This is a genomic window from Mesorhizobium sp. PUT5 (assembly GCF_052216645.1).
Lineage (GTDB): Bacteria > Pseudomonadota > Alphaproteobacteria > Rhizobiales > Rhizobiaceae > Mesorhizobium.
Genome location: NZ_JBQOSO010000003.1, coordinates 1202567 through 1225685, shown reverse-complemented (window position 1 = coordinate 1225685; position 23119 = coordinate 1202567). Strand labels below are relative to the sequence as shown.

Below are 23119 nucleotides of genomic sequence, written 5' to 3'. Positions count from 1 at the left end.
GTGCGGGCCTACCGCACCAGTATCGCCCTGAGATCGTTCACATTCGTGCCGGTCGGGCCCGGGACAAAAAGGTCGCCGACAGCGTGGAACGCCGTCCAGGCGTTGTTGGCCGCAAGCATGGCTTTCGCATCGACGCCCGCCGCGCGCATGCGGGCCACGGTCGAAGCATTGCAGAAGGCGCCGGCATTATCCTCCGAGCCGTCGATGCCGTCGGTGTCGGCAGCAAGCGCGTCGATGCCCTCGGCGCCGTCGATGCCGATGGCGAAGGACAGCAGGAATTCCGAGTTGCGGCCGCCCTTGCCCTTTGCCCGCAGCGTCACCGTCGTTTCCCCGCCGGACAGGATCAGCACGGGCTTGCGGAACGGCCGGTCCCTGCCGGCCACCTCGCGGGCGATGGCGGCATGCACCGAGCCCACCTCGCGCGCTTCGCCCTCGATCGAATCGGACAGGATGACCGCCTCGATGCCCTGCCGCCTTGCTTCCGCGGCCGCCGCTTCCAGCGACACGGCGGCGGAGGCAATGAGGCGCACCTCGTTGCGGGCGAAGCGCTCGTCGTCCGGGCGCGGCGCATCGGCCGCCGGCGAGGCAAGATGCGCCATCACCTTTTCCGGCAGCTTCATGCCGTAGACCTCGATCGCCGCCAGCGCGTCGGCCCGGCTGCCGGCGCTGGGCACGCTGGGGCCGGAGGCGACAAGCGCCGGATCGTCGCCGGGAATGTCGGACACCACCAGCGACACCACCCTGGCCGGCCAGGCCGCCGCCGCCAGCCGCCCGCCCTTGATGGTGGAGACATGCTTGCGGATGGTGTTCATGGCCGAGATCGGCGCGCCGGAGGAAAGCAGCGCCTCGTTGACGGCGATTTCGTCGGCAAGTGTCAGCCCGAGCGCCGGCGCGGGCAGCAGCGCGGAGCCGCCGCCGCAGACCAGCGCCACCACGAGATCGTCCTTTGAAAGCCCGGTGACCAGCCCGAGCAGCCGGCGCGCGGCTTCCAGCCCGGCGGCGTCGGGAACCGGATGCGCGGCCTCGACCACCTCGATGCGGCTGGTCGGCGCGCCATAGCCGTAGCGGGTGACGACCAGGCCTTCGAGCGGGCCGTCCCAGGCGTTTTCGAAGGCGGCGGCCATCTGGGCAGCGCCCTTGCCCGCGCCCACCACGACGGTGCGGCCCTTGGGCCGTGGCGGCAGGTGCGCGCGGATGGTCTTTTCGGGGTCGGCGGCGGCCACGGCCGCGTCGAAGACGGAGGTCAGGAAGGCCCGAGGATCGAGGGTCATTGGTCCGCGCTCATTCTGCCGCCGGCAGCGCGAGCGCTGCGGCGTCGTGCCCGAGATGGGAGGCGAGCGCGGCCACGACGACGTTGTGGTCGTCGCGTTCCGGCAGGCCGGAAACCGCGATCGCGCCGATCACGCCGGCGCCCCTGACCGCGATCGGAAAGCCGCCGCCGGCGAGCACATAGTCGGCGATGTCCAGCCCCTCGCCCACCTTGAAGGTGCGGTCGGGGCTCCGCTGCTCCAGCACCATGCGGTAGGTGCTTTTGAGGAACCGCCTCACCACGTTGATCTTGCGCCGCGCCCACTCGGGATTGGAGCCGTTGGAGCCCGGCATCGCCGCATAGAAAAGCGGGCGGTGGAAGCTGCGGATATCCACGATGACGGGCAGGCTTTCGGCCAGCGCGCGGGTGCGGATGGCCGAGCCGATCTCGAAGGCGGCCGCCTCGTCGAAGCGGTCGAAGACGAGTTCGGCTTCCTGCCGCTTGATGAGTTCGATATCGTCGGCTGCGGTCACGGGCATCCCTCTATTTTGGGGCGGGTTTGACCGATCCGTCCAGCAGGGTCAAGCTTGAAGTCTGCCCGGAAATCAGCCTTCTGCCGGTGTCGCCATGTCGCTCTTGGCCGGCCTTCCCGCCACATAGACCTCGCGCACGGCGCGGTCGTCGCCCAGCGTCTGCAGCAGGAACAGCTCTTCGGCAAGGCTTCCCGCCCGCTCCATGCGCAGCCGCATGCCGGGCGTGGCGGCGCAATCCAGCACGACGATGTCGGCGTCGGTGCCCGGGGCCAGCGTGCCGATCCTGTCGGCCAGCGACAGCGCCTGGGCGTTGCCGAGCGTGATCTGCCAAAAGGACTGGAACGGGTTCAGCTTCTCGCCGTTCAGCGCGATGACCTTGTAGCCCTCGTCCATGGTGCGCAGCATGGAATAGTTGGTGCCGCCGCCGACGTCGGTGGCGGTGGCGATGCGCAGCGGCTTGTCGCGCCGGCGGTAGCGCTGGTAGTCGAACAGGCCCGAGCCGAGGAACAGGTTAGAGGTGGGGCAGAACACGGCGACCGAGCCGGTGTCCGAAAGCACGTCCGCCTCGCGTTCCGACAGATGGATGCAATGGCCGAGCAGGGTCTTGCGGCCGAGCAGCCCGTACTGGGCGTAGATGTCGGTATAGTCCTTCGCCCAGGGATACAGTTCCTGCGTGAAGGCGATCTCGGCATGGTTCTCCGACAGGTGCGTCTGGACGTGCAGTTCGGGGAATCTTGCGGCCAGCGCGCCGGCCATCTCCAACTGCTGCGGGCTCGAGGTGATGGCGAAGCGCGGCGTGATGGCATAGTGCTGGCGCCCCTTGCCGTGCCAGTCCTCTATCAGCGCCACCGTGTCGTCGTAACCCGACTGCGGCGTGTCCAGCAGCCCCTCCGGCGCGTTGCGGTCCATCATCACCTTGCCGGCGATGTTGAGCATGTCGCGGGCGTGGCTTTCCTCGAAGAAGGCTTCCGCCGAGGCCTTGTGCACCGAGCAATAGGCCGAAACCGTGGTGGTGCCTTGCCGCACCATCTCGTCCAGGAACAGCCGGGCGATGCGGCGGCCGTGCTGGGCGTCGCGAAAGCGCGTCTCCTCCGGGAAAGTGTAGGTGTTCAGCCAGTCGAGCAGTTCGGCGCCGTAGCTGGCGATGACCTGCATCTGCGGGAAATGCACATGCGCGTCGATGAAGCCCGGCAGGATGAGATGCGGCCGGTGATCGATCCTTTGCGCGCCCTCGCCCGCCTGCTTCTCCACCTCGGCCCAAGGTCCGGCGGCGGCGATCCTGCCGTCGCGGATCAGCAGGCCGCCGTCCTCCTCGTAGGAATAGGCGCTGTGGTCGTCGGCGGTCTCGGGCCAGCGCAGGAAGGAAAGCGTGCGGCCGCGCAGGAGGGTGGTGGTCATCGAGATTCGCTCCTACGAAATCAATTCAACGCGTTCGCCGAACGGGCGTCATCCCGGCCAAGGGAGCGGCAGCGACCGCGAGCCGGGATCCATTCCGGAACATTGGCAAAATCACGGAATGGATCCCGGATAGCCTCCGCTTCGCTGCGGCTTCCGGAATGACGACCGGGATTCACTGCCCTGTTTCCTCGAACCAGGCGACGATCAGCGCCCGTTCCGCGTCGGTGATGTGGGTGACGTTGGCGGGCGGCATGGCGTGGCTGCGGCCGGCCTGCAGGTAGATTTCGCGCGCGTGCTCGGCAATTGCCGCCTCGCTGTCCAGCACCACGCCCTTGGGCGCATGATAGATGCCTTCATAGACGGGCTCGGCCGCGTGGCACATGGAGCAGCGGCCCAGCACCGTGTCGCGCACGGCCGGGAAATGGGCGGAGGCGACATAGACCTGCGCCGCCGCCGAGGCCGCGGTCTTCAGCTCGCCGGTCAGCACCTTCGGCACCGTCGACAGCCAGATGATGACGATGAACAGGATGCCGGTGACGAGCCATGTCCAGGTCGGGTTGCCCTTCCTGGCGTGGCGGGTGTTGAAATAGTGCCGGATGAGCACGCCCATCAGGAAGACCAGCGAGGCGATGACCCAGTTGAACTCGGTGCCGAACGCCAGCGGATAGTGGTTCGACAGCATCAGGAACAGCACCGGCAGCGTCAGATAGTTGTTGTGCAACGAGCGCTGCTTGGCGATCTTGCCGTATTTGGGGTCCGGCTTGCGGCCGGCGATCAGGTCCGCCACCACGATCTTCTGGTTGGGGATGATGACCATGAAGACGTTGGCCGACATGATGGTGGCGGTGATGGCGCCCAGATGCAGGAAGGCGGCGCGCCCGGTGAACAGATGCGTCAGCCCCCAGGCCATGAACACCAGGATCACGTAGAGCAGGATCATCAGCCCGGTGTCGGCCTTGCCGATCAGCCAGCGGCACAGGAGATCGTAGACGATCCAGCCGCCGGCCAGGCAGGCCAGCGAGATGAGGATGGCGACCGGCACCGAGACGTCGAGCACGGCGGGATCGATCAGGAACAGGTTGGCGCCGGCATAGTAGACGATGGCGAGCATGGCGAAGCCCGACATCCAGGTGGCGTAGCTCTCCCATTTGAACCAGGTCAGGTGCTCCGGCATCTCGGCCGGCGCCACCAGATATTTCTGGATGTGGTAGAAGCCGCCGCCATGCACCTGCCACTCCTCGCCGAAGGCGCCCTCGGGCAGGCCGGGGCGCTGGCGCAGGCCGAGATCGAGCGCGACGAAATAGAAGGACGAGCCGATCCAGGCAATGCCGGTGATGACGTGCAGCCAGCGCACGGCGAAAGCCAGCCAGTCCCAGAAGATGGCGAAGTCGAGCATGGGTCCTCCCTTCCTGCGAAAGCGCGACTTTAAGCCCTGCCGAGGAAACGGAAAGAGGCTGGCGTCGCGAGGACTTTCAAAAAAAAATGGAAAATAATAGGTTCGTTACCACGCAGCTTCAAAAAGCCACGGGTGGACATGTCCTATCTCGACAACATCGCCGTCTTCGTCCGCGTGGTCGAACTGGGCAATCTCTCCGCCGCAGGCCGCGACATGCGCATTTCCCCGGCGGTCGCCTCCAACCGCATTAAGGAGCTGGAAAAGCATCTGGGCGTGCGCCTGTTCAACCGCACCACGAGGCAATTGATGCCGACGGAGCACGGCACGGTGTTCTATGGCGGCGCCAAGCAGGTGCTGCAGGCCATCACCGAGGCGGAAGCCGCGGTCTCGGCGCTTTCGGGCCAGCCGCGCGGCACCATCCGCGTCACCGCGCCGCTCGGGCTCGGGCGCCGGCTGGTCGCCTCCGGCATCCCCGAATTCCACGACAAATATCCCGACATCGAGGTCAGGCTGCGACTCTCCGACCACAATGTCGACATCCTCAAGGAAGGCATCGACGTGGCCTTCCGGCTCGGCCAGATCGAGGATTCGTCACTGCGCATGCGCGGCATCATGGAATGCGCGCGCGTCCTGGTGGCAGCGCCCGAATATCTGGAGGCGCGCGGCGAGCCGGCCGCCGCCGCCGATCTGACCGGCAGGAAGCACGATTGCCTGATGCTGCGCTATCCGGGCAGCAGGGAATTCTTCTGGATGCTGCAGACGCCGGCCGGCGTGCAGAAGTTCGAGGTGCACGGCCCGTTCGATTCCGACGACGGCGACGTGCTGACGGGCTGGGCGCTGGCCGGGCGCGGCATCATCAACAAGCCGCGCTTCGAGGTGGAGCCCTACATCCGCGACGGCCGGCTGAAGGTCATCCTGGCCGACACGCCGCCGACGCCGGTGCAATTCGCCGCCGTCTACCCGCACAAGAAGCTCCAGGACCCGAAGGTGCGCCTGCTGCTCGACTTCATGGCCGACCGCTGCCAGCGGCTGATCAAGGACCTGCTGGCGGGGAAATAGACGCACGGCTCTTGAGGAACCGTATCGCCAGTTGCACATTAGTGGAGGAACGCGCGGCACAGCCTGCCGCGGCGCAACCATAAGCTGCAAGGAGCCCTTCATGTCTTCCCACGCGACCCGCAACGATCTCAAATCCAACGCCAAGAAGGTCTCGATCGAAATCCTCAACGCGCGGCTCGCCGAGGCCATCGACCTGGCGTTGCTGACCAAGCAGGCGCACTGGAACATCAAGGGTCCGCATTTCATCGCCGTCCACGAGATGCTCGACGGCTTCCGCACCGAGATCGACGTTCATGTCGACACCATCGCCGAGCGCGCGGTGCAGCTTGGCGGCACGGCGGTCGGCACCACGCAGGCGGTGGCCGAGGCGACGTCGCTGAAACCCTATCCGATCGACATCTACAAGACCAAGGACCATCTCGCCGCCCTCATCGACCGCTACGCCGTGGCGGCCAACAATGCGCGCGCGGCCATCGACGAGACGGACGAGGCCGGCGATGCCGACGCCGCCGACATTCTGACCGCCTATTCGCGCTCGCTCGACAAGGCGCTTTGGTTCCTGGAAGCCCACACCCAGGAAAAGGAGTGAGGGGCGACACCGTCGGCGGGGGCACGGCCCACGCGCCGGGTGTGCATGCGAGCGTCGGCAAGGCGTGACCGTTCAGGCATGGATTCCCGGGTCGCGTCCTTCGCTCCGCTCGGACTTGCCCGAGAATGACGAAGGTCTGGGCTATCGGGTCAATCGCTGTCGTCGGAGATAGGCGCGGGGCATTCCTCACATCGTCATTCTCGGGCAAGTCCGAGCGGAGCGAAGGACGCGACCCGGGAATCCATGCCTCGGCCCCGAAGACACCAGAGCCCGGGAAGAGCCGGGAAAAAACGCGGGTAGGCGGCGCCTAAGCCCTGCTCTCGGCAAGCTCGGAGGCCGCGCCGGCCCCGTGCAGCGCCACAGCGCTCATCATCTCGGCGGCGGCAAGGGCTGCGATGACGGCCGGACGCTTGTCCTTCACGGCATCGCCGCCGATCGGGGAAACGAGATGCGAAAATTCCCCCTCGCTGCCGCCCGCCGTCTTCAGGAACCAGCTTTTGAAGGTGGCCTTCTTCGTCTTGGAGCCGATCATGCCCACATAGGCCGCGTCGCCGCGCTTCAGGGCCTCGGCGACGATGAGGAAATCCAGCGCGTGGTCGTGGGTGAGGATGGCGAAAGCCGAGCCCGGAGGTGCGGTGCGCACGGCCTCCTCCGGCACCGGCGTCAGCCGGCGCTCGACCCCCGCCGCGATGCCTTCCAGCTCTTCCGCGCGGGTTTCGACCACCATGGCATGCACCGGCAGCAGCGCCACCGCCGCCGAAAGCGCCTTGCCGACATGGCCACCGCCGAAGATGTAGAGATGCGGCAGGCGCGCCTCGTCCGCTTCGGCCGCCGCCACCAGTTCGGCGGCGAGGGCGGCGTCCACCGGCCGGACCAGCACTTCCACGCGCCCGCCGCAGCATTGGCCGATCTCCGGGCCGAGGGGAATGTCGAGGCGGGTTGAGGCGCGATCAGACGAAGCCAACGACTTGGCTTCGTCCGCGCCGAACGCAAAGCCGTCGGGAGGGGTCACCGCGGCCGGGCCCGACGTTTCTCGTTGCTTTCTGGAAGCGAGGGGTCGGCGCACTTCCGCGGCGCCCCCCTCTGTCGCCTGCGGCGACATCTCCCCCTCAAGGGGGGAGAAGAGATGGCGCAGCATCTGCCGGGCCTTGTCGATGGCCATGTATTCGAGCTGACCGCCGCCTATGGTGCCGTGGCTGCCTTCGGCCGACACCAGCATGAAGGCGCCCTTCTCGCGCGGCGTGGACCCCCTGGTGCGGGCGACCGCGACCAGCGCCAGCGGCCCTGCCCGGCCGAGAAAATCCTTCAGTTCCTGCACGGTCGTGGTCATGCCCGACCTCCGCCGAGTGCCGCGCTCCCCGGCGTCGCTCCGCTTCGCTCGGGCAGGCATGGGCAAAAGAGGAACGCAATCATATCCATAAGATATGCCTCGCAAGCCGCTTCGGCTACCTCGCCGCCTGCCGCTTCAGCCGCTCGATCGCCATCAGCACCCGTTCGGGGGTGGCCGGCGCGTCGAGGCGCGGGCAGACGCGGTGGCCGGCAACCGAGGCGACCGCGTCCGACAGGGCATGCAGTACGGAAAGCCCGAGCGGCAGCGGCGGTTCGCCCACCGCCTTGGAGCGGTGGATGGTCGGCTCGTGGGCCTGCGACCAGTCGGCCAGCGCCACGTTGAAGATCTTGGGCCGGTCCGACGCCAGCGGGATCTTGTAGGTGGAGGGCGCATGCGTGCGCAGGCGGCCCTTGCCGTCCCACCACAGTTCCTCCGTGGTCAGCCAGCCCATGCCCTGGACGAAGCCGCCCTCGATCTGGCCGAGGTCGATGGCCGGGCTGAGCGAGCGGCCGACATCGTGCAATATGTCGGTGCGCTCCACCACATATTCGCCGGTGAGCGTGTCCACCGACACTTCCGAGCAGGCCGCGCCATAGGCGTAGTAGTAGAAGGCGTGGCCCCTGCCCTTCGCCCTGTCCCAGTGGATCTTCGGCGTCTTGTAGAAGCCGGCCGCCGAAAGCTGGACGCGGGCGATATAGGCCTGCCTGACCAGTTCGTTGAAAGGGATCTCCTGGTTGCCGATGCGCACCCGGTTGGGCAGGAACACCACCTGGTCCTTCTCGATCTGGTGCGTCTCGGCGGCGAAGTCGATCAGCCGCTCCTTGATCTGGCGGGCGGCGTCCTGCGCCGCCATGCCGTTCAGGTCGGCCCCGGAGGAGGCGGCGGTGGGCGAGGTGTTCGGAACCTTCGCAGTGGTCGTGGCGGTGATCTTCACCCGGTCGAGGTCGATCTGGAATTCCTCGGCCACCACCTGCGCCACCTTCAGGTGCAGGCCCTGCCCCATCTCGGTGCCGCCATGGTTCATGTGCACGGACCCGTCCGTATAGACATGCACCAGCGCGCCGGCCTGGTTGGACTCGGTCTTGGTGAAGGAGATGCCGAACTTGACCGGGGTCAGCGCCATGCCGCGCTTGACGAAACGGCTCCTGGCGTTGAATTCGGCGATCGCCTTGCGGCGGCCGGCATAGTCGGCGCTTTCCTCCAGTTCGGCCACGATGCGCTGGATGACGCAGTCCTCGACCTTCTGGTGATAGGGCGTCACGTTGCGCTCGCCGGCGACGCCCATGGCGTCGTAGAAATTGAGCTTGCGGATCTCCAGCGGGTCCTTGCCGACGGCGAAGGCCACCTCGTCGATGACGCGCTCGGCCCCCACCATGCCCTGCGGGCCGCCGAAGCCGCGGAAGGCGGTGTTGGAGACGGTGTTGGTGTAGAGCGGCGCCGACTTCGCATGCACATGCGGGTAGAAATAGGCGTTGTCGCAGTGGAACAGCGCCCGGTCGCCCACCGGGCCGGACAGGTCGGCCGAGAAGCCGCAGCGCAGTGCGTAGGTATAGTCGATGCCGAGGATGCGGCCTTCGTCGTCGAAGCCGACGTCGTAGTCGATGGCGAAGTCGTGCCGCTTGCCGGTGGCGACCATGTCCTCGTCGCGGTCGAGGCGGACCTTGACCGCCCGCTTTAGCTTCTTGGCGGCGATGGCGGCGATGGCCGCGCACTGATTGGCCTGGGTCTCCTTGCCGCCGAAGCCGCCGCCCATGCGGCGCACCTCCACTGTCACCGCATGGCTCGGCACGCCGAGCGCGTGGGCGATCATGTGCTGGGTTTCGCTCGGTCCCTGCGTGGAGCAGTAGACCGTCACCTCGTCGTCCTCGCCGGGCACCGCCAGCGAGACCTGGCCTTCGAGATAGAAATGGTCCTGCCCGCCCAGCCACATGCGGCCGGTGACGCGGCGCGGCGCGGCGGCGATGGCGGCGGCCGCGTCGCCGCGGCTCAACACCAGCGGGGTGGTGACCTGCCTGTCCTTCTCCGGATCGAGATCCCAGATGTCGACGACGGCGGCAAGCTCCTCATATTCGATCTTCGCCAGCCGCGCGGCGCGGCGGGCCTGATCGCGCGTCTCGGCGACGACGCAGAAGATCGGCTGGCCGTGGAACTCGACCTTGCCTTCGGCGAAGACCGGATCGTCGTGCATGTTGGACGGCGAGATATCGTTTTCGCCGGGAACGTCCGCGTGGGTCAGCACGGCGACCACGCCGGGCGCTTCGCGCACGGCGGACAGGTCCACCGACCTGAGCGTGCCGTGCGCCACGGTGGAAAGACCCAGGCCGACATGCAGCGTGCCGGCGGGCTCTGTGATGTCGTCGATATAGACGGCGGTGCCGGCGACATGCTTGTGGGCCGAATCGTGGCGCTGGCTGGAACGGACGCCGCCGACGATCTTCTGGGCCTTGAGGTTGGGCGTGTGCTTGGTCATGGCTTATGCAGCCTCGTATCTGGACACCTGCACCGGCGTCTCGGCGCCGGTCGTTTCCATGTAGAAACGCAACAGCAGGTTCTTGGCCGCCAGCGCGCGATATTCGGCGCTGGCGCGCATGTCGGTCAGCGGCGAGAAATCCTCGGCATAGCGTTCCATCGCGGCTTCTACGGTCGCCTCGGTCCAGGGCTGGCCGAGAAGCGCCTTTTCCACGGCGGCCGCCCGCTTCGGCGTCGCCGCCATGCCGCCATAAGCGATGCGCACGGAAGCCACCGTGCCGTCGGGTGCAAGCTTCATCAAAAAGGCGCCGAGCGTGGCGGTGATGTCCTCGTCGCGGCGCTTGGTGATCTTGTAGACCGCGAATTTTTCTCCGGCAGCCGGCACGGGCACCGCCACGCTCTCCACGAACTCGCCGGGCTGCCGGTCCTGCTTGCCGTAGGCGATGAAAAACTCCTCCAGCGGGATGGTGCGGCGGGCATTGCCCTTGCGCAGCGTCAGCCGCGCCCCCAGCGCGATCAGCGGCGGGGGCGTGTCGCCGATGGGCGAGCCGTTGGCGATGTTGCCGCCGATGGTGCCCATGTTGCGCACCTGCCCGCCGCCGATGCGCGCAATGAGCGTCCCGAGCGCGGGGATGCGCCGCGACAGCGTGGCGAAGGCCTCCGTGTAGGTGACGCCCGCGCCGATGGTGATGACGCCGTCCTTTTCGGCGAGCGATTTCAGCCCATCCAGCCCGGCGATGAAGACCGCCGGCGCGATGTCGCGCATCTGCTTGGTCACCCACAGGCCGACATCGGTGGAACCGGCGACCACGGTGACGGCCGGCTCCGCCTCCAGCATGGCGGCGAAATCGTCCACACCGGCCGGCACGATCAGGCGCTTCTTGCCCTGGCCGATCTCGACGCGCGCGCCGTCATGCAGGGCCTTGAGCCGCGCCTTCATCTCCTCGCGCTCCACGGCGAGCGGGTCCTTCGCCGCCTTGCCATAGCTGGAGATGGCGCGGGCCGCGCGCATGATCGCCTCGTAGCCGGTGCAGCGGCACAGATTGCCCTGCAACGCGGTCTCGATCTCGCGGTCGGACGGGTCGGGCGACTGCATCCACAAGCCATAGAGCGACATGACGAAGCCCGGCGTGCAGAAGCCGCATTGCGAGCCGTGGAAATCGACCATGGCCTGCTGCACCGGATGCAGCCTGTCGCCCTCTCCGGCCAGATGCTCGACGGTGACGATGTGGCAGCCGTCGAGCGAGCCGAGGAAGCGGATGCAGGCATTGACGCCTTCATAGACGAGGTCGCCGGCGGGGGTGAGGCGGCCCACCAGCACGGTGCAGGCGCCGCAGTCGCCCTCGGCGCAGCCTTCCTTGGTGCCCTTGAGCGAGCGGCTGAGGCGCAGCCAGTCGAGCAGCGTCTGGTCGGGCGCCGCCTCGCGCACCGCCACGTCGCGGCCGTTGAGGATGAAGCGCAGTTCGGAGCGGCTGGCAGGAAGCGGGTTCATCAGCTCCCCCTGTAGGTGGAATAGCCGTAGGGCGAAACGAGCAGCGGCACGTGATAGTGCTTTGCCTCGGCCATGCCGAAGCGAATCGGAACGATATCGAGAAAGGCCGGCTCGGGCAGCGTCACGCCCTGGCGGCGCAGATAATCGCCGGCCGCGAAGACCAGTTCGTATTCGCCGGTCTGGAATTCCGCCCCCGCCAGGAGCGGCGCGTCGCAGCGGCCGTCATGGTTGGTGACGACGGTTTTCAGGTGCGTGCGGCCACTTGGCGCGATGCGGAAAAGCTCGATGGACAGGCCCGCGGCGGGCCTGCCGGTTGCCGTGTCGAGGACGTGGGTCGTCAGACGCCCCCCGTCCGCCTGCGACATTGCTGCCATCGTCGCGCCTCCCGTTGTGTATGGTATTATATATCGTCGATGTGCCTGACCGATTAAAGGTCACGGAAGGGTCCGGGTCGAGCCGAGACCGACAAAAACTGTTTCAAAATTTTTGTGGGGAATGCGAGACAGCCGGTATCGACTATCGTGGGACATCGCGGGACGACCGGCCGGGAGGAATGATGCGTTACGAACGGGATATGCGCGGCTACGGCGCCGGGCGGCCGGACCCGAAATGGCCCGGCGGCGCGCATGTGGCCGTGCAGTTCGTCGTCAATTACGAGGAAGGCGGCGAGAACTGCATCCTGCACGGCGACAAGGCCTCCGAGGCGTTCCTGTCCGAGATCGTCGGCGCGGCCCCGTGGGTCGGCCAGCGCCACGCGAACATGGAATCCATCTACGAATATGGCGCCCGCGTCGGCTTCTGGCGGCTGCTGGACCTGTTCAAGGGCGCGGACGTGCCCGTGACCTGCTACGGCGTGGCCACCGCGCTGGCCCGCTCGCCCGACCAGGTCGCCGCCATGCAGGAAGCCGGCTGGGAGATCGCCTCGCACGGCCTGCGCTGGATCGACTACCGCGACCATTCGATCGAGGACGAGCGCCGCGACCTGGAGGACGCGGTCAAGCTGCATTACGAGGTGACGGGCGAGCGCCCGACCGGCTGGTACGAGGGACGCAGTTCGGCCAACACGGTGCGGCTGGCAGCAGAGGAAGGCGGCTTCGACTACGTGTCCGACACCTATGCCGACGAGTTGCCCTACTGGTTCGAGTTCGACGGGCCGGACGGCAAGACCAAGGCGCAGCTCATCATCCCCTATACGCTCGACGCCAACGACATGCGCTTCGCCACGCCGCAGGGTTTCAATTCGGGCGACCAGTTCTTCGCCTATCTGAAAGACAGTTTCGACACGCTCTACGAGGAAGGCCGCAACGGCCAGCCGGCCATGATGAACATCGGCCTGCATTGCCGCCTGATCGGCCGGCCGGGGCGCTTCGCCGCGCTCAAGCGCTTCGTGGAATATGTGAAGGGCCATGACCGGGTGTGGCTGGCCCGCCGCATCGACATCGCCCGCCACTGGAAAATGCACCACCCCTACGAGCCGCAGGCGCTGAAGCCGTCGAAGATGGAGTTCGAGGAATTCGTGCAGCGCTTCGGCGGCGTGTTCGAGCATTCGCCCTGGGTCGCCGAGCGTGCCTACGCGCTGGAGCTGGGCCCCGCCCACGACAGCGCCGGCGGCCTGCACAACGCGCTGTGCCGCGTCTTCCGCGCGGCGAGCGAGAGCGAAAGGCTGGAGGTGCTCAAGGCCCATCCCGACCTGGCCGGACGGCTGGCGGCCGCCAAGCGGCTGACGCCGGAATCGGCCCGGGAACAGGCCTCCGCCGGGCTCGACGCGCTGACCGACAAGGAGCGCGAACTGTTTTCCAAGCTCAACGCCGCCTATGTCACCACCTTCGGCTTCCCCTTCATCATCGCGGTGAAGGGCAAGACCAAGGAGGAGATCCTGGCCGCCTTCGAAAAGCGCATCGGCAACAGCCGCGCCGACGAATTCGCCACCGCCTGCCGGCAGGTCGAGCAGATCGCGCTGCTGCGCCTCAAAGACATTCTACCGCAATAGTTCCGGACCGATGGACTCGATGAAAATGGCCGATCGCACCTATTACGCGCCCACGGGCGGGCTGCCGCCGCAGAGCGACCTCGTCACCGATCGCGCCGTGTTCACGCAGGCCTACGCGGTCATCCCCAGGCGCGAGTTCAGCGACATCGTCGCCTCCTTCCTGCCGTTCTGGGACAAGACGCGGCTGTGGGTCATCGCGCGCCCGCTTTCCGGCTTCGCCGAGACCTTCTCGCAATACATCATGGAGGTGCAGCCGGGCGGCGGCAGCGACCGGCCGGAGCCGGACGCCGGCGCCGAGGGCGTGTTGTTCGTGGTCGAGGGCGAGGTGACGGTGACGGTCGGCGGCAGGGCACACCGCCTCACGCCGGGCGGCTACGCCTTCCTGCCACCGGCCAGCGGCTGGCGCCTGCGCAACGAGGGCGGCGCCACCGCCCGTTTCCACTGGATCCGCAAGGCCTATGAATTCGTCGACGGGCTCGACGCGCCGGAAGCCGTCTTCGCCAACGACAACGAGGTCGAGCCGATTGCCATGCCCGACACCGGCGGCGGCTGGGCCACGACCCGCTTCGTCGACCCCGCCGACCTCAGCCACGACATGCATGTCACCATCGTCACGCTGAAACCCGGCGCTGTCATCCCCTTCCCCGAGACGCATGTGATGGAGCACGGCCTCTACGTGCTGGAAGGCAAGGCCGTCTACCGGCTCAACCAGGACTGGGTGGAAGTGCAGGCCGGCGACTACATGTGGCTGCGCGCGTTCTGCCCGCAGGCCTGCTATGCCGGAGGGCCGGGAAATTTCCGCTACCTGCTCTACAAGGACGTCAACCGCCACGCCAAGCTGGGAGGGTTCGCACGATGAGCAGGATCATTGTCGCAAAGCCGCTGACCCGCGAGAGCTTCGCCGAATTCGGCGACGTGATCGACATGGGCGGCGGCAACCACTACCCCATCAACGGCGGCAGGACCGAGCGCTTCCATGACCTCGCCACCGCCGAGGCGACGGGATCGAACGCGCGCGTCATCGTCTCGCTGGCCCGCGGAACGCCCTACGAGTTCCCGCTAAACCTGACCATGGTGGAGCGCCATCCCTTCGGCAGCCAGGCCTTCATCCCGCTGTCGCCCAGGCCCTTCGTGGTGGTGGTGTGCCATGACGGGCCGGACGGCCCCGGCGAGCCGCACGCCTTCCTCACCGCGCCCGGCCAGGGCATCAACTATCCGCGCAACCTGTGGCACGGCGTGCTGACGCCTGTCGGCGAGCCACAGGACTTCATCATCGTCGACCGCGCCGGCGACGGCTCCAACCTGGAAGAGTTCCACTTCTCCCACCCCTACGAGGTGCATCTGCCGGAAGGGGCTAAGGCATGAGCGACGTCTCGCTGATCGACCGGCTGCTCGACGTGATCGAGCACGACATCGTGCCGAAGACCGCCGAGGGCGTGGCCAGGGGCAACAAGCTGTTCGGCGCGGCGATCCTGAGGAAGGACGACCGCTCGCTGGTGGTCGCCGAGACCAACAACGAGATCGAAAACCCGCTCTGGCACGGCGAGATGCATTGCCTGAAGCGCTTCTACGAGATGCCCAGGGCCGAGCGCGTGGACACGAAGGAGGCGATCTTCCTTTCCACGCACGAGCCCTGCTCGCTGTGCCTCTCGGCCATCACCTGGGCCGGCTTCGACAATTTCTACTACCTCTTCTCCCACGAGGATTCGCGCGACAGCTTCGCCATCCCGCACGACCTGAAGATCCTGAAAGAGGTCTTCACCCTCGATCCGGGCGGCTACAATGCCGAGAACGGCTACTGGAAGAGCTATTCTCTGCGCCGGCTGGTGCGCGCCCTGCCCGCGCCGGATCGCGAGCGGCTGGAAACGCGAATCGGCGATATTTCGGCGCGTTACGACGAGCTGTCGCAAACCTACCAGTCCGGCAAGGCCGGCAACGACATCCCGCTTGCCTGACGGCCCAGCCGCCGCCCCTCGATCTTTTCCACATGCGCCGGAACGCAGCTCCTGCAACGCGTTGAGCGCCGCAGCAGCCGTGCGCCCGGCAAGGCTTGCCGGCAAGAGGTTCCAACAGGCGGCAAATCGACCTAAGGTTGCGGTGTAACGGAGACCTCGACCCCTGCGAAGGGGTCGACGCGATTGGCCCAGCAGCACCATGCTATTTACGCCAACGCATGTCGCATCCGGTCTTGCGCAGGTGTTTTGGTTGCGGCCATTATCTCCTGACAAAACAAGATCCGAAAAGGGTCGGCCTTGAGAGTGAGGAACCGCAAATTGCCCGAGGAACGCGAATCTGCATGTCGAAGTCTGCCGCCCGCGGGAATGCGCCCCCGCAGCGGACGCGCCGGCCTTCCGGCACGGCGCGGCGGTGACCGGCAGCGCGCCCGTGAAGCGCAGGACACGGCATCGCGCGCATGACGTTTCCGATCCTCAAGCTGATCGCGCAGCGCATTGCCCTGGGGTTCGTCCTGCTGCTGGCCGTCTCGGTGCTGATCTTCGTCGGCACCCAGATCCTGCCGGGCGACGTCGCGCAATCCATCCTCGGCCAGGCGGCGACGCCGGAATCGCTGGCCAACCTGCGCGAGCAGCTCGGCCTCAACGACCCGGCCTACCTGCGCTACCTGCACTGGCTGGGCGGCGTGCTAACCGGCGATCTCGGCACGGCACTGACCAGCGGCCAGGACATCGCCACCTCCATTTCCGGGCGGCTCTGGAACACGCTGTTCCTGGCCTTCTGCGCCGCCGCGATCGCGGTGCCGCTGGCCATATTGCTCGGCCTTCTGGCGGTGCGCTACCGCAACGGGCCGATCGACAAGCTGGTGTCTGGCCTGGCGCTGGCCTCCACCTCCTTTCCGGAATTCTTCATCGGCTATCTGCTGGTCTATTTCTTCGCGGTGAAATGGCAGATCTTCCCCGGCATCTCGACCGTCTATGAGGGCATGCCGTTCTCCGAACGCATGATGGCGGTGGCGCTGCCGGCCACGGCGCTGACGCTGGTGGTGCTGGCGCACATGATGCGCATGACGCGCGCGGCCATCCTCAACGTGATGCAGTCGGCCTATATCGAGACGGCCGAACTGAAGGGCCTGTCGCCCTTCGACATCATCCGCAAGCACGCCTTCCCCAACGCCGTCGCGCCGGTGGTCAACGTGGTGATGCTGAACCTGGCCTACCTCGTCGTGGGCGTGGTGGTGATCGAGGTGATCTTCGTCTATCCGGGCATGGGGCAATATCTGGTCGACCACGTCGCCAAGCGCGACGTGCCGGTGGTGCAGGCGGTGGGGCTGATCTTCGCGGCCGTCTACATCACCTTGAACATCGTCGCCGACATCGCCTCCATCCTGGCCAATCCGCGCCTCAGGCATCCGAAGTAAGAGGGCGCGGCCATGCTGGACATCAAACGCATTCCCCTCGGCGCCTGGATCGGCCTTATCCTGACGGCGCTGTTCCTGATCTGCGCGCTCTTCGCGCCATGGCTGGCGCCGCACGGCAACGGCGAGGTGGTGGGCGACGTGTGGGCGCCGATGTCGGCGCAATACTGGCTGGGCACCGACAATCTCGGCCGCGACCTGCTCTCGCGCATGATCTACGGCGCCCGCATCACCATCTTCATCGCCGTGCTGGCCACGGCGCTGTCGTTTTCGCTGGGCGCCATCCTCGGCTTCACGGCCGCCGTGGTGGGCGGCTGGTTCGACACGCTGATGTCGCGCTTCGTCGACCTTTTGATGTCGATTCCCACGCTGATCTTCGGGCTGGTGGTGCTGTCGGTGCTGCCCTCCACCGTTCTGACGCTGATCCTAGTCATGGGCATCCTGGACTCCACCCGCGTCTACCGCCTGTCGCGCGCCGTGGCCGTCGACATCAACGTCATGGACTTCGTGGAGGCGGCCAAGCTGCGCGGCGAAGGCAAGGGCTGGATCATCTTCCGCGAGATCCTGCCCAACGCGCTGTCGCCGCTGGTCTCCGAACTCGGGCTGCGCTTCATCTATGCGGTGCTGTTCCTGTCGGCCCTGTCATTCCTGGGGCTGGGCGTGCAGCCGCCGGACGCCGACTGGGGCGGCATGGTCAAGGAGAACAAGGACGGCATCGTGTTCGGCATCCCCGCCGCGCTGATCCCCGCCGCGGCCATCGCGCTGCTGGCCATCTCCGTCAACCTGGTCGCCGACTGGGTGCTGAACCGCACCACCGACCTGAAGGGAGGGCGCGGCAATGGCTAGGCGACCGACCGGCGACCCGAACTCCGATACCCTGCTGGACATCCGCAACCTGCGGATCGAGGCCAGGGTCTTCCCGCCCGGCGAAGCGCCCCGGCAGATCACGCTCGTCCACGACGTGTCGCTGTCGCTGAAGAAGGGCAAGGTGCTGGGGCTGATCGGCGAATCGGGCGCCGGCAAGTCCACCATCGGCTTGTCCGCCATGGCCTACGGGCGCGGCGGAGTGCGCATCACCGGCGGCGAGGTGGCGCTGAACGGCCGCGACATCCTGAAGGCGGGCACCGGAGGCGTGCGCCGGCTGCGCGGGCGCGAGGTGTGCTACGTGGCGCAGTCGGCCGCGGCGGCATTCAACCCGGCGCACAAGCTGATGGACCAAGTGGTGGAGGCCGCCCTCCTGCACGGCGTGGCCAACCGGGCCGAGGCCGAGAAGCGGGCGCGCGCGCTGTTCCGCAAGCTCAGCCTGCCGGACCCCGACACCATCGGCAGCCGCTATCCGCACCAGGTCTCCGGCGGGCAGTTGCAGCGGGTAATGACGGCGATGGCGCTGTGCCCGGAGCCGGACCTCATCATCTTCGACGAGCCGACCACGGCGCTGGACGTCACCACGCAGATCGACGTGCTGGCCGCCATCAAGGACGCCATCCGCGACACCCATGTGGCCGCGCTCTACATCACCCACGACCTGGCGGTGGTGGCGCAGGTGGCCGACGAGATCATGGTGCTGCGGCACGGGCGCCTGGTCGAATGGGGCGACACGCGCCAGATCATCAAGGAGCCGCGGCAGGAATACACCAATGCGCTCGTCTCCGTTCACGAGATCGAGCATGAAGAGCACACGCCGAAGGGTGCACCGCTGCTGTCGGTGCAGAACGTCACCGCCTCCTATGGCGGCGGCGCCGTCAAGGTGCTGAAGGACGTTTCGGTGGACATCCACCCCGGCCAGACGCTGGCGGTGGTGGGCGAATCCGGCTCCGGCAAGTCGACGCTGGCGCGCGCCATCACCGGGCTTCTGCCGCCGCAGCAGGGCTCCGTCACCTTCGACGGGCGCAAGCTGGCCAACCGGCTGGCCGACCGGCCGAAGGAGGACCTGCGGCAGTTGCAGATGATCTACCAGATGGCCGACGTGGCGATGAACCCGCCCCACACGGTGGGCACCATCATCGGCCGGCCGCTGGAGTTCTATTTCGGCATGAAGGGGCGTGAGCGCGACCGGCATGTGGCCGAGCTGCTCGACAAGATCGAGATGGGCAAGGGCTTTTCGGACCGCTACCCGGCCGAGCTTTCGGGCGGGCAGAAGCAGCGCGTGTGCATCGCCCGCGCGCTCGCCGCCAAGCCCAAGCTCATCATCTGCGACGAGGTGACCTCGGCGCTCGACCCGCTGGTGGCGCACGGCATCCTCAAGCTGCTGCTGGACCTGCAGCGGGAGGAAAAGGTCACTTATCTGTTCATCACCCACGACCTGGCCACGGTGAAGTCGATCGCCGATTCCATCGCCGTGATGTATCGTGGCGAGGTGGTGCGCTACGGATCCAAGGGAGAGGTGCTGACGCCGCCCTTCGACGCCTATACCGACCTGCTGCTCTCTTCCGTGCCGGAGATGGAGATCGGCTGGCTGGAGAAGGCCATTGCGGGCAGGCGCATGGCAAGCGCCGGGAACTGAACAAGACAACGAAGCAGGGCAACAAGGGACAAAAGGGAGAACCACGACATGACAACCGAACTCGACCACCTGAAGAGGCTTGCCGGCCAGGGCAGGCTTTCGCGCCGCGACTTCCTGGGCCGCGCGGCAGCCCTCGGCGTTTCGGCGGCCTTTGCGGGCACGCTGGCCGACAAGGCCTTCGCGCAGACGCCGGTCAAGGGCGGCCATCTGAAGGCCGGCCTGCAGGGGGGCGAATCCTCCAACGTGCTCGACCCGGCGCTGAACCTTTCCCAGGTCAACTTCTCCTTCGGCAAGTGCTGGGGCGAGCTGCTGGTGGAGCTGAATCCCGACGGCAGCCTGGCAAACCGCATCGCCGAGGAGATCGGCGCCTCCGACGACGCCAAGACCTGGACGATGAAGATCCGCAAGGGCATCGAATTCCACGACGGCAAGACGGTGACGCCGGAAGACGTGGTGGCCACGCTGGAGCGGCACAGCGACGAGAAGTCGAAGTCGGCCGCGCTCGGCATCCTGCAGGGCATCGACCAGATGAAGGCCGGCAACGACGAGGTCGTCATCACCCTCAAGGAGCCGAATGCCGACTTCCCCTACCTGATGGCCGACTACCACCTCGTCATCCAACCCAATGGCGGCAAGGACAACCCCAATGCCGGCATCAGCGCCGGCCCGTACAAGGTCACGGTCAACGAGCCCGGCGTGCGCTATGGCGGCGAGAAATTCGCCAATTACTGGCAGGGCGACAAGCTCGGCCACGCCGCCCAGGTGGAGATCGTCGTCATCAACGACCCGACGGCCCGCAGCTCGGCCCTGCAGGGCGGCCAGGTGCACATGATCAATCGCGTCGAGCCGAAGATCGTCGACCTGATCAAGCGCGTGCCGGGCGTCACCATCCAGACCGTGTCGGGACGCGGCTTCTATCCGTTCAACATGTTCTGCGATACCGCGCCCTTCGACAACAACGACCTCAGGATGGCGCTGAAACTGGCCATGGATCGCGAGGAGCTGCTGGAGAAGATCCTGCGCGGCTATGGCGAGGTCGGCAACGACTTCCCCATCAACAGGGCCTATCCGCTGTTTTCCGACGACATCGAGCAGCGCAAGTTCGACCCCGAGAAGGCGGCGGAATACTACAAGAAGTCGGGCCATTCCGGCTCCATCCTGCTGCGCACATCCGACGTCGCCTTTCCCGGCGCGGTGGATGCCGCGCAGCTCTACCAGCAGTCCTGCGCCAAGGCCGGCATCAAGATCGACATCAAGCGCGAGCCCGGCGACGGCTACTGGTCGGAAGTGTGGAACAAGCAGCCCTTCTCGCTCTCCTACTGGGGCGGACGGCCGACGCAGGACCAGATGTACTCCACCGCCTACATCTCCAGCGCCGACTGGAACGACACGCGCTGGAAGCGGCCGGAATTCGACAAGATGGTCATCGCCGCGCGCGCCGAACTCGACCACGACAAGCGCAAGAAGCTCTATCGCGACATGGGCTTGATGATGCGCGACGAGGGCGGGCTGCTGGTGCCCTTCTTCAACCAGTATATCGACGCCACCGGCAAGGGCGTGGAGGGCTGGGTCGCCAATCCGGCGCAGGAGATGTGCGGCGGCTACGCGCTGTCCATGTGCTGGCTGGCCGCCTGAGCCGGGTATAATGGAGGCCGCCGGGCGATCCGGCGGCCTTTTTCTCCGCTTCACTTAGGTCGCGTTCCGCATGGCGCTCAGGTCCAGGCTCCTTCTCGTCATCCTCGACGGCGTCCCCTGGCGCAACTGGCGCAGATTGTTCGGCAACCTCGAAGGCTGGGCGCAGTCCGGCGAGGCGCGCGTGTGGAAGATGCACTCGGTGCTGCCTTCCACCTCGGCCTGCTGCTACGCCTCGATCCATACCGGCGTGTCGCCGCAGGTGCACGGCATCCGCTCCAACGAGGAGCGCTTCCGGGTCGAGCAGCCCGACCTGTTCTCGGAGGTTTCGCGGGCCGGCGGCAGGACCGGCGCGGTGACGCATTCCTACTGGTCGGAATTCTTCAACCGCTTCCCGTTCGACCCGGTGCGCGACCTGGAATATGACGAGCCGGGCGGGCCCATCACGCACGGCCGCTTCCACACCATGACGGGCTACAACGCCCGCAATCAGATGACGCCGAGCGATGTCGACCTGTTCGCCACGCTGACCATGCTGACCGAGCGCTTTTCCATCGACTACGGCATCCTGCACACCTGCACGCTGGATTCCATGGGCCACCGCTTCGGCCACGACTGTATCGAGATGGACCATGCATGCTACGTGATGGACGGCATGCTGGCCGCCTTCCTGCCGCGCTGGCTGAAGAACGGTTACGAGGTCATCGTGACCGCCGACCACGGCCAGACCGATCGCGGCCATCATGGCGGCCGCGAAGATGCGCAACAGGACGTCGCCCTCTACTATTTCGGGCCGGCGAAAGGACCGGACGAAGAAGCGCTGGTCGACCAACTCCAGCTTGCGCCGACTGTGCTTTCGCGCCTCGGCGTGCCGGTGCCGCGGACCATGCGGGCAGCGTCCTTCCTGGATTGACGAGCCGCCGCAAAAGCGGCGCGCCTCACACGAAGGGCTTGCCGATGCTGTATTTCGCCGGCACCAGCCGCCGCAGATAGGCAAGGCCGGGTTCTGCCAGATGGTTCACATCGGGCTTGAGGAAATCGTCCGGCATGTGGCGCGTCTTGCCGGCGACGGCGGCCAGCGCCACCTTGGCAGGAACCGTCCTTTCCCCGTTGTAGCGCAGCGCCACCGAGCCGCCGCCCTGGTTGGCGACCTCCACGGCGAAGGCGCCGGCCCGGAACGCCTCGTCGGCGTCCACCTCGCTGATGGCGCCGACATAGCCGCGCGGCAGATAGCCAAGCGCGTCCACCCGCGCCCGCTTGCCCGGCAGGCCCTCGGCCAGCGCGTGCTCCAGCGCGGCGGTGAGGTCGCTGCCGGAAAGCTTGACGTTGCCGTGCTGGTCGCGCTCCAGCCGCTCCGGCGACACCAGGCTTTCCACCAGCGCCCGCCCGTCCGCGGTGGACACGCCTTCGGAGACGGCCACCACGCAGCGCCGGTGGCGCGCAAGGCAGGCCTTCACGTCGTCGATGAAGCGCTCGGCCGAGAAGGCCCGCTCGGGCACGTAGACCAGATGCGGCCCGCTGTCGGTGTCCAGGCGCCAAGCGGCCGATGCGGCGGTGAGGAAGCCGGCATGCCGGCCCATGACGATGCCGACATAGATGCCCGGCAGCGCCCTGAAATCGAGGTCCACTGACATGAAGGCCCCGGCCACGAATTCTGCGGCAGAGATGAAGCCCGGCGTGTGGTCGTTCTCGACCAGGTCGTTGTCGATGGTCTTGGGCGCGTGCACGAAGGCGATCCTGCCGGCGGACGCCTGCGCCAGGATTTCCTGGGTGCCGGCGGTGTCGTTGCCGCCGATATAGATGAAGGCATCGGCGCCGGCCTTTTGCAGGCCCTTCAGCACGACGTCGCAATAGGCGGCGTCGGGCTTGTCGCGCGTCGAGCCGAGCGCCGCGCCTGGCGTGCGGCCGATCAGGCGCAACTGCTCCTCGGCGGTGTCGCTGAGGTCGACATAGTCGCCGTCGCGGATGCCGCGCACGCCGTGGCGGGAGCCCAGCACGCGTGCGCCCGGGTGACGCTTGCGGATTTCCAGGACGGCACCAACCAGCGTCTGGTTGATGACGGCGGTGGGGCCGCCGCCCTGCGCGATCACGAAGGTGCCAGACATGGAG

The 23119-nt window shown here is 67.0% G+C and carries 20 protein-coding genes; 11 read left to right on the top strand and 9 right to left on the bottom strand.

The genetic code is table 11. The features are described from left to right. Positions 1-8: 8 nt before the first annotated feature. From ACTDI4_RS07400 to ACTDI4_RS07385, 4 genes are all read right to left on the bottom strand, one after another. Positions 9-1271, bottom strand: coding sequence for a glycerate kinase type-2 family protein (locus ACTDI4_RS07400; RefSeq protein ID WP_442840536.1), 1263 nt, complete (start codon positions 1269-1271; stop codon positions 9-11). Between the two features lie 10 nt (positions 1272-1281). Continuing rightward, positions 1282-1782: a heme-degrading domain-containing protein gene (locus tag ACTDI4_RS07395; protein ID WP_442840535.1), complete on the bottom strand. Its 501-nt coding sequence runs from the start codon at positions 1780-1782 to the stop codon at positions 1282-1284. 72 nt (positions 1783-1854) lie between these two features. Beyond that, positions 1855-3180 (bottom strand): guanine deaminase, encoded by a 1326-nt coding sequence (gene guaD / locus ACTDI4_RS07390; RefSeq protein ID WP_442840534.1) that lies wholly within the window; start codon positions 3178-3180, stop codon positions 1855-1857. Between the two features lie 172 nt (positions 3181-3352). Beyond that, the gene (locus ACTDI4_RS07385; protein ID WP_442840533.1) at positions 3353-4576 is read right to left on the bottom strand and encodes a urate hydroxylase PuuD; all 1224 of its coding nucleotides are present in this window, start codon (positions 4574-4576) and stop codon (positions 3353-3355) included. Positions 4577-4714: 138 nt separating this feature from the next. Here ACTDI4_RS07385 and ACTDI4_RS07380 point away from each other — a divergent pair, with 138 nt between their 5' ends. Further along, positions 4715-5635, top strand: a complete 921-nt coding sequence (locus tag ACTDI4_RS07380; RefSeq protein ID WP_442840532.1) for a LysR family transcriptional regulator — start codon at positions 4715-4717, stop codon at positions 5633-5635. A gap of 100 nt (positions 5636-5735) precedes the next feature. After that, positions 5736-6224, top strand: coding sequence for a DNA starvation/stationary phase protection protein Dps (gene dps, locus ACTDI4_RS07375; RefSeq protein ID WP_442840531.1), 489 nt, complete (start codon positions 5736-5738; stop codon positions 6222-6224). A gap of 307 nt (positions 6225-6531) precedes the next feature. Here the strand turns inward: dps and xdhC are convergent, their stop codons facing one another. The 4 genes from xdhC to uraH all read right to left on the bottom strand — a co-directional run bounded on the left by xdhC (position 6532) and on the right by uraH (position 11889). Then, on the bottom strand, positions 6532-7554 hold the full coding sequence (xdhC, locus tag ACTDI4_RS07370) for a xanthine dehydrogenase accessory protein XdhC (protein WP_442840530.1): 1023 nt from the start codon (positions 7552-7554) through the stop codon (positions 6532-6534). 115 nt (positions 7555-7669) lie between these two features. After that, positions 7670-10024: a xanthine dehydrogenase molybdopterin binding subunit gene (gene xdhB / locus ACTDI4_RS07365; RefSeq protein ID WP_442840529.1), complete on the bottom strand. Its 2355-nt coding sequence runs from the start codon at positions 10022-10024 to the stop codon at positions 7670-7672. A 3-nt stretch (positions 10025-10027) separates the two neighbouring features. After that, positions 10028-11515, bottom strand: a complete 1488-nt coding sequence (gene xdhA / locus ACTDI4_RS07360; RefSeq protein WP_442840528.1) for a xanthine dehydrogenase small subunit — start codon at positions 11513-11515, stop codon at positions 10028-10030. Further along, positions 11515-11889 carry a hydroxyisourate hydrolase gene (uraH, locus tag ACTDI4_RS07355; protein ID WP_442840527.1) on the bottom strand — a complete coding sequence of 125 codons (375 nt, stop codon included), beginning with the start codon at positions 11887-11889 and terminating at the stop codon, positions 11515-11517. Before uraH ends, xdhA begins: the two co-directional genes overlap by 1 nt. Before the next feature lie 182 nt (positions 11890-12071). On the opposite strand from uraH, the gene puuE reads away from it, so the two are divergent. The 9 genes from puuE (at position 12072) to ACTDI4_RS07310 (ending at position 21923) form a co-directional block, all read left to right on the top strand. Beyond that, positions 12072-13505 (top strand): allantoinase PuuE, encoded by a 1434-nt coding sequence (gene puuE / locus ACTDI4_RS07350; RefSeq protein WP_442840526.1) that lies wholly within the window; start codon positions 12072-12074, stop codon positions 13503-13505. A gap of 25 nt (positions 13506-13530) precedes the next feature. Further along, positions 13531-14364, top strand: coding sequence for a bifunctional allantoicase/(S)-ureidoglycine aminohydrolase (locus ACTDI4_RS07345; protein ID WP_442840525.1), 834 nt, complete (start codon positions 13531-13533; stop codon positions 14362-14364). Next, complete coding sequence (locus ACTDI4_RS07340) at positions 14361-14870, top strand: ureidoglycolate lyase (protein ID WP_442840524.1); 510 nt, start codon at positions 14361-14363, stop codon at positions 14868-14870. Before ACTDI4_RS07345 ends, ACTDI4_RS07340 begins: the two co-directional genes overlap by 4 nt. Beyond that, positions 14867-15460, top strand: coding sequence for a nucleoside deaminase (locus ACTDI4_RS07335; RefSeq protein WP_442840523.1), 594 nt, complete (start codon positions 14867-14869; stop codon positions 15458-15460). The genes ACTDI4_RS07340 and ACTDI4_RS07335 overlap by 4 nt, the downstream gene beginning before the upstream one ends. A gap of 458 nt (positions 15461-15918) precedes the next feature. Further along, the gene (locus ACTDI4_RS07330) at positions 15919-16878 is read left to right on the top strand and encodes an ABC transporter permease (protein ID WP_442840522.1); all 960 of its coding nucleotides are present in this window, start codon (positions 15919-15921) and stop codon (positions 16876-16878) included. A 12-nt stretch (positions 16879-16890) separates the two neighbouring features. Continuing rightward, the gene (locus ACTDI4_RS07325; RefSeq protein WP_442840521.1) at positions 16891-17721 is read left to right on the top strand and encodes an ABC transporter permease; all 831 of its coding nucleotides are present in this window, start codon (positions 16891-16893) and stop codon (positions 17719-17721) included. Further along, positions 17714-19378: an ABC transporter ATP-binding protein gene (locus ACTDI4_RS07320; RefSeq protein WP_442840520.1), complete on the top strand. Its 1665-nt coding sequence runs from the start codon at positions 17714-17716 to the stop codon at positions 19376-19378. Before ACTDI4_RS07325 ends, ACTDI4_RS07320 begins: the two co-directional genes overlap by 8 nt. Before the next feature lie 48 nt (positions 19379-19426). Next, positions 19427-21013 carry an ABC transporter substrate-binding protein gene (locus ACTDI4_RS07315; RefSeq protein ID WP_442840519.1) on the top strand — a complete coding sequence of 529 codons (1587 nt, stop codon included), beginning with the start codon at positions 19427-19429 and terminating at the stop codon, positions 21011-21013. 70 nt (positions 21014-21083) lie between these two features. Continuing rightward, positions 21084-21923, top strand: a complete 840-nt coding sequence (locus ACTDI4_RS07310; protein WP_442840518.1) for an alkaline phosphatase family protein — start codon at positions 21084-21086, stop codon at positions 21921-21923. Between the two features lie 25 nt (positions 21924-21948). Here the strand turns inward: ACTDI4_RS07310 and ACTDI4_RS07305 are convergent, their stop codons facing one another. Continuing rightward, a complete protein-coding gene (locus tag ACTDI4_RS07305) occupies positions 21949-23115 on the bottom strand; it encodes a diphosphate--fructose-6-phosphate 1-phosphotransferase (RefSeq protein WP_442840517.1) in 1167 nt (388 codons plus the stop codon). Positions 23116-23119: the final 4 nt, after the last annotated feature.

What these genes read in the sequence shown, in the direction of transcription:
- ACTDI4_RS07400 (WP_442840536.1), bottom strand. Translation starts at nt 1,271, where the DNA reads ATGACCCTCGATCCTCGGGCCTTCCTGACCTCCGTCTTCGACGCGGCC.
- guaD (WP_442840534.1), bottom strand. Translation starts at nt 3,180, where the DNA reads ATGACCACCACCCTCCTGCGCGGCCGCACGCTTTCCTTCCTGCGCTGG.
- ACTDI4_RS07385 (WP_442840533.1), bottom strand. Translation starts at nt 4,576, where the DNA reads ATGCTCGACTTCGCCATCTTCTGGGACTGGCTGGCTTTCGCCGTGCGC.
- ACTDI4_RS07380 (WP_442840532.1), top strand. Translation starts at nt 4,715, where the DNA reads ATGTCCTATCTCGACAACATCGCCGTCTTCGTCCGCGTGGTCGAACTG.
- dps (WP_442840531.1), top strand. Translation starts at nt 5,736, where the DNA reads ATGTCTTCCCACGCGACCCGCAACGATCTCAAATCCAACGCCAAGAAG.
- xdhC (WP_442840530.1), bottom strand. Translation starts at nt 7,554, where the DNA reads ATGACCACGACCGTGCAGGAACTGAAGGATTTTCTCGGCCGGGCAGGG.
- xdhB (WP_442840529.1), bottom strand. Translation starts at nt 10,024, where the DNA reads ATGACCAAGCACACGCCCAACCTCAAGGCCCAGAAGATCGTCGGCGGC.
- xdhA (WP_442840528.1), bottom strand. Translation starts at nt 11,515, where the DNA reads ATGAACCCGCTTCCTGCCAGCCGCTCCGAACTGCGCTTCATCCTCAAC.
- uraH (WP_442840527.1), bottom strand. Translation starts at nt 11,889, where the DNA reads ATGGCAGCAATGTCGCAGGCGGACGGGGGGCGTCTGACGACCCACGTC.
- puuE (WP_442840526.1), top strand. Translation starts at nt 12,072, where the DNA reads ATGCGTTACGAACGGGATATGCGCGGCTACGGCGCCGGGCGGCCGGAC.
- ACTDI4_RS07345 (WP_442840525.1), top strand. Translation starts at nt 13,531, where the DNA reads ATGGCCGATCGCACCTATTACGCGCCCACGGGCGGGCTGCCGCCGCAG.
- ACTDI4_RS07340 (WP_442840524.1), top strand. Translation starts at nt 14,361, where the DNA reads ATGAGCAGGATCATTGTCGCAAAGCCGCTGACCCGCGAGAGCTTCGCC.
- ACTDI4_RS07335 (WP_442840523.1), top strand. Translation starts at nt 14,867, where the DNA reads ATGAGCGACGTCTCGCTGATCGACCGGCTGCTCGACGTGATCGAGCAC.
- ACTDI4_RS07330 (WP_442840522.1), top strand. Translation starts at nt 15,919, where the DNA reads ATGACGTTTCCGATCCTCAAGCTGATCGCGCAGCGCATTGCCCTGGGG.
- ACTDI4_RS07325 (WP_442840521.1), top strand. Translation starts at nt 16,891, where the DNA reads ATGCTGGACATCAAACGCATTCCCCTCGGCGCCTGGATCGGCCTTATC.
- ACTDI4_RS07320 (WP_442840520.1), top strand. Translation starts at nt 17,714, where the DNA reads ATGGCTAGGCGACCGACCGGCGACCCGAACTCCGATACCCTGCTGGAC.
- ACTDI4_RS07315 (WP_442840519.1), top strand. Translation starts at nt 19,427, where the DNA reads ATGACAACCGAACTCGACCACCTGAAGAGGCTTGCCGGCCAGGGCAGG.
- ACTDI4_RS07310 (WP_442840518.1), top strand. Translation starts at nt 21,084, where the DNA reads ATGGCGCTCAGGTCCAGGCTCCTTCTCGTCATCCTCGACGGCGTCCCC.
- ACTDI4_RS07305 (WP_442840517.1), bottom strand. Translation starts at nt 23,115, where the DNA reads ATGTCTGGCACCTTCGTGATCGCGCAGGGCGGCGGCCCCACCGCCGTC.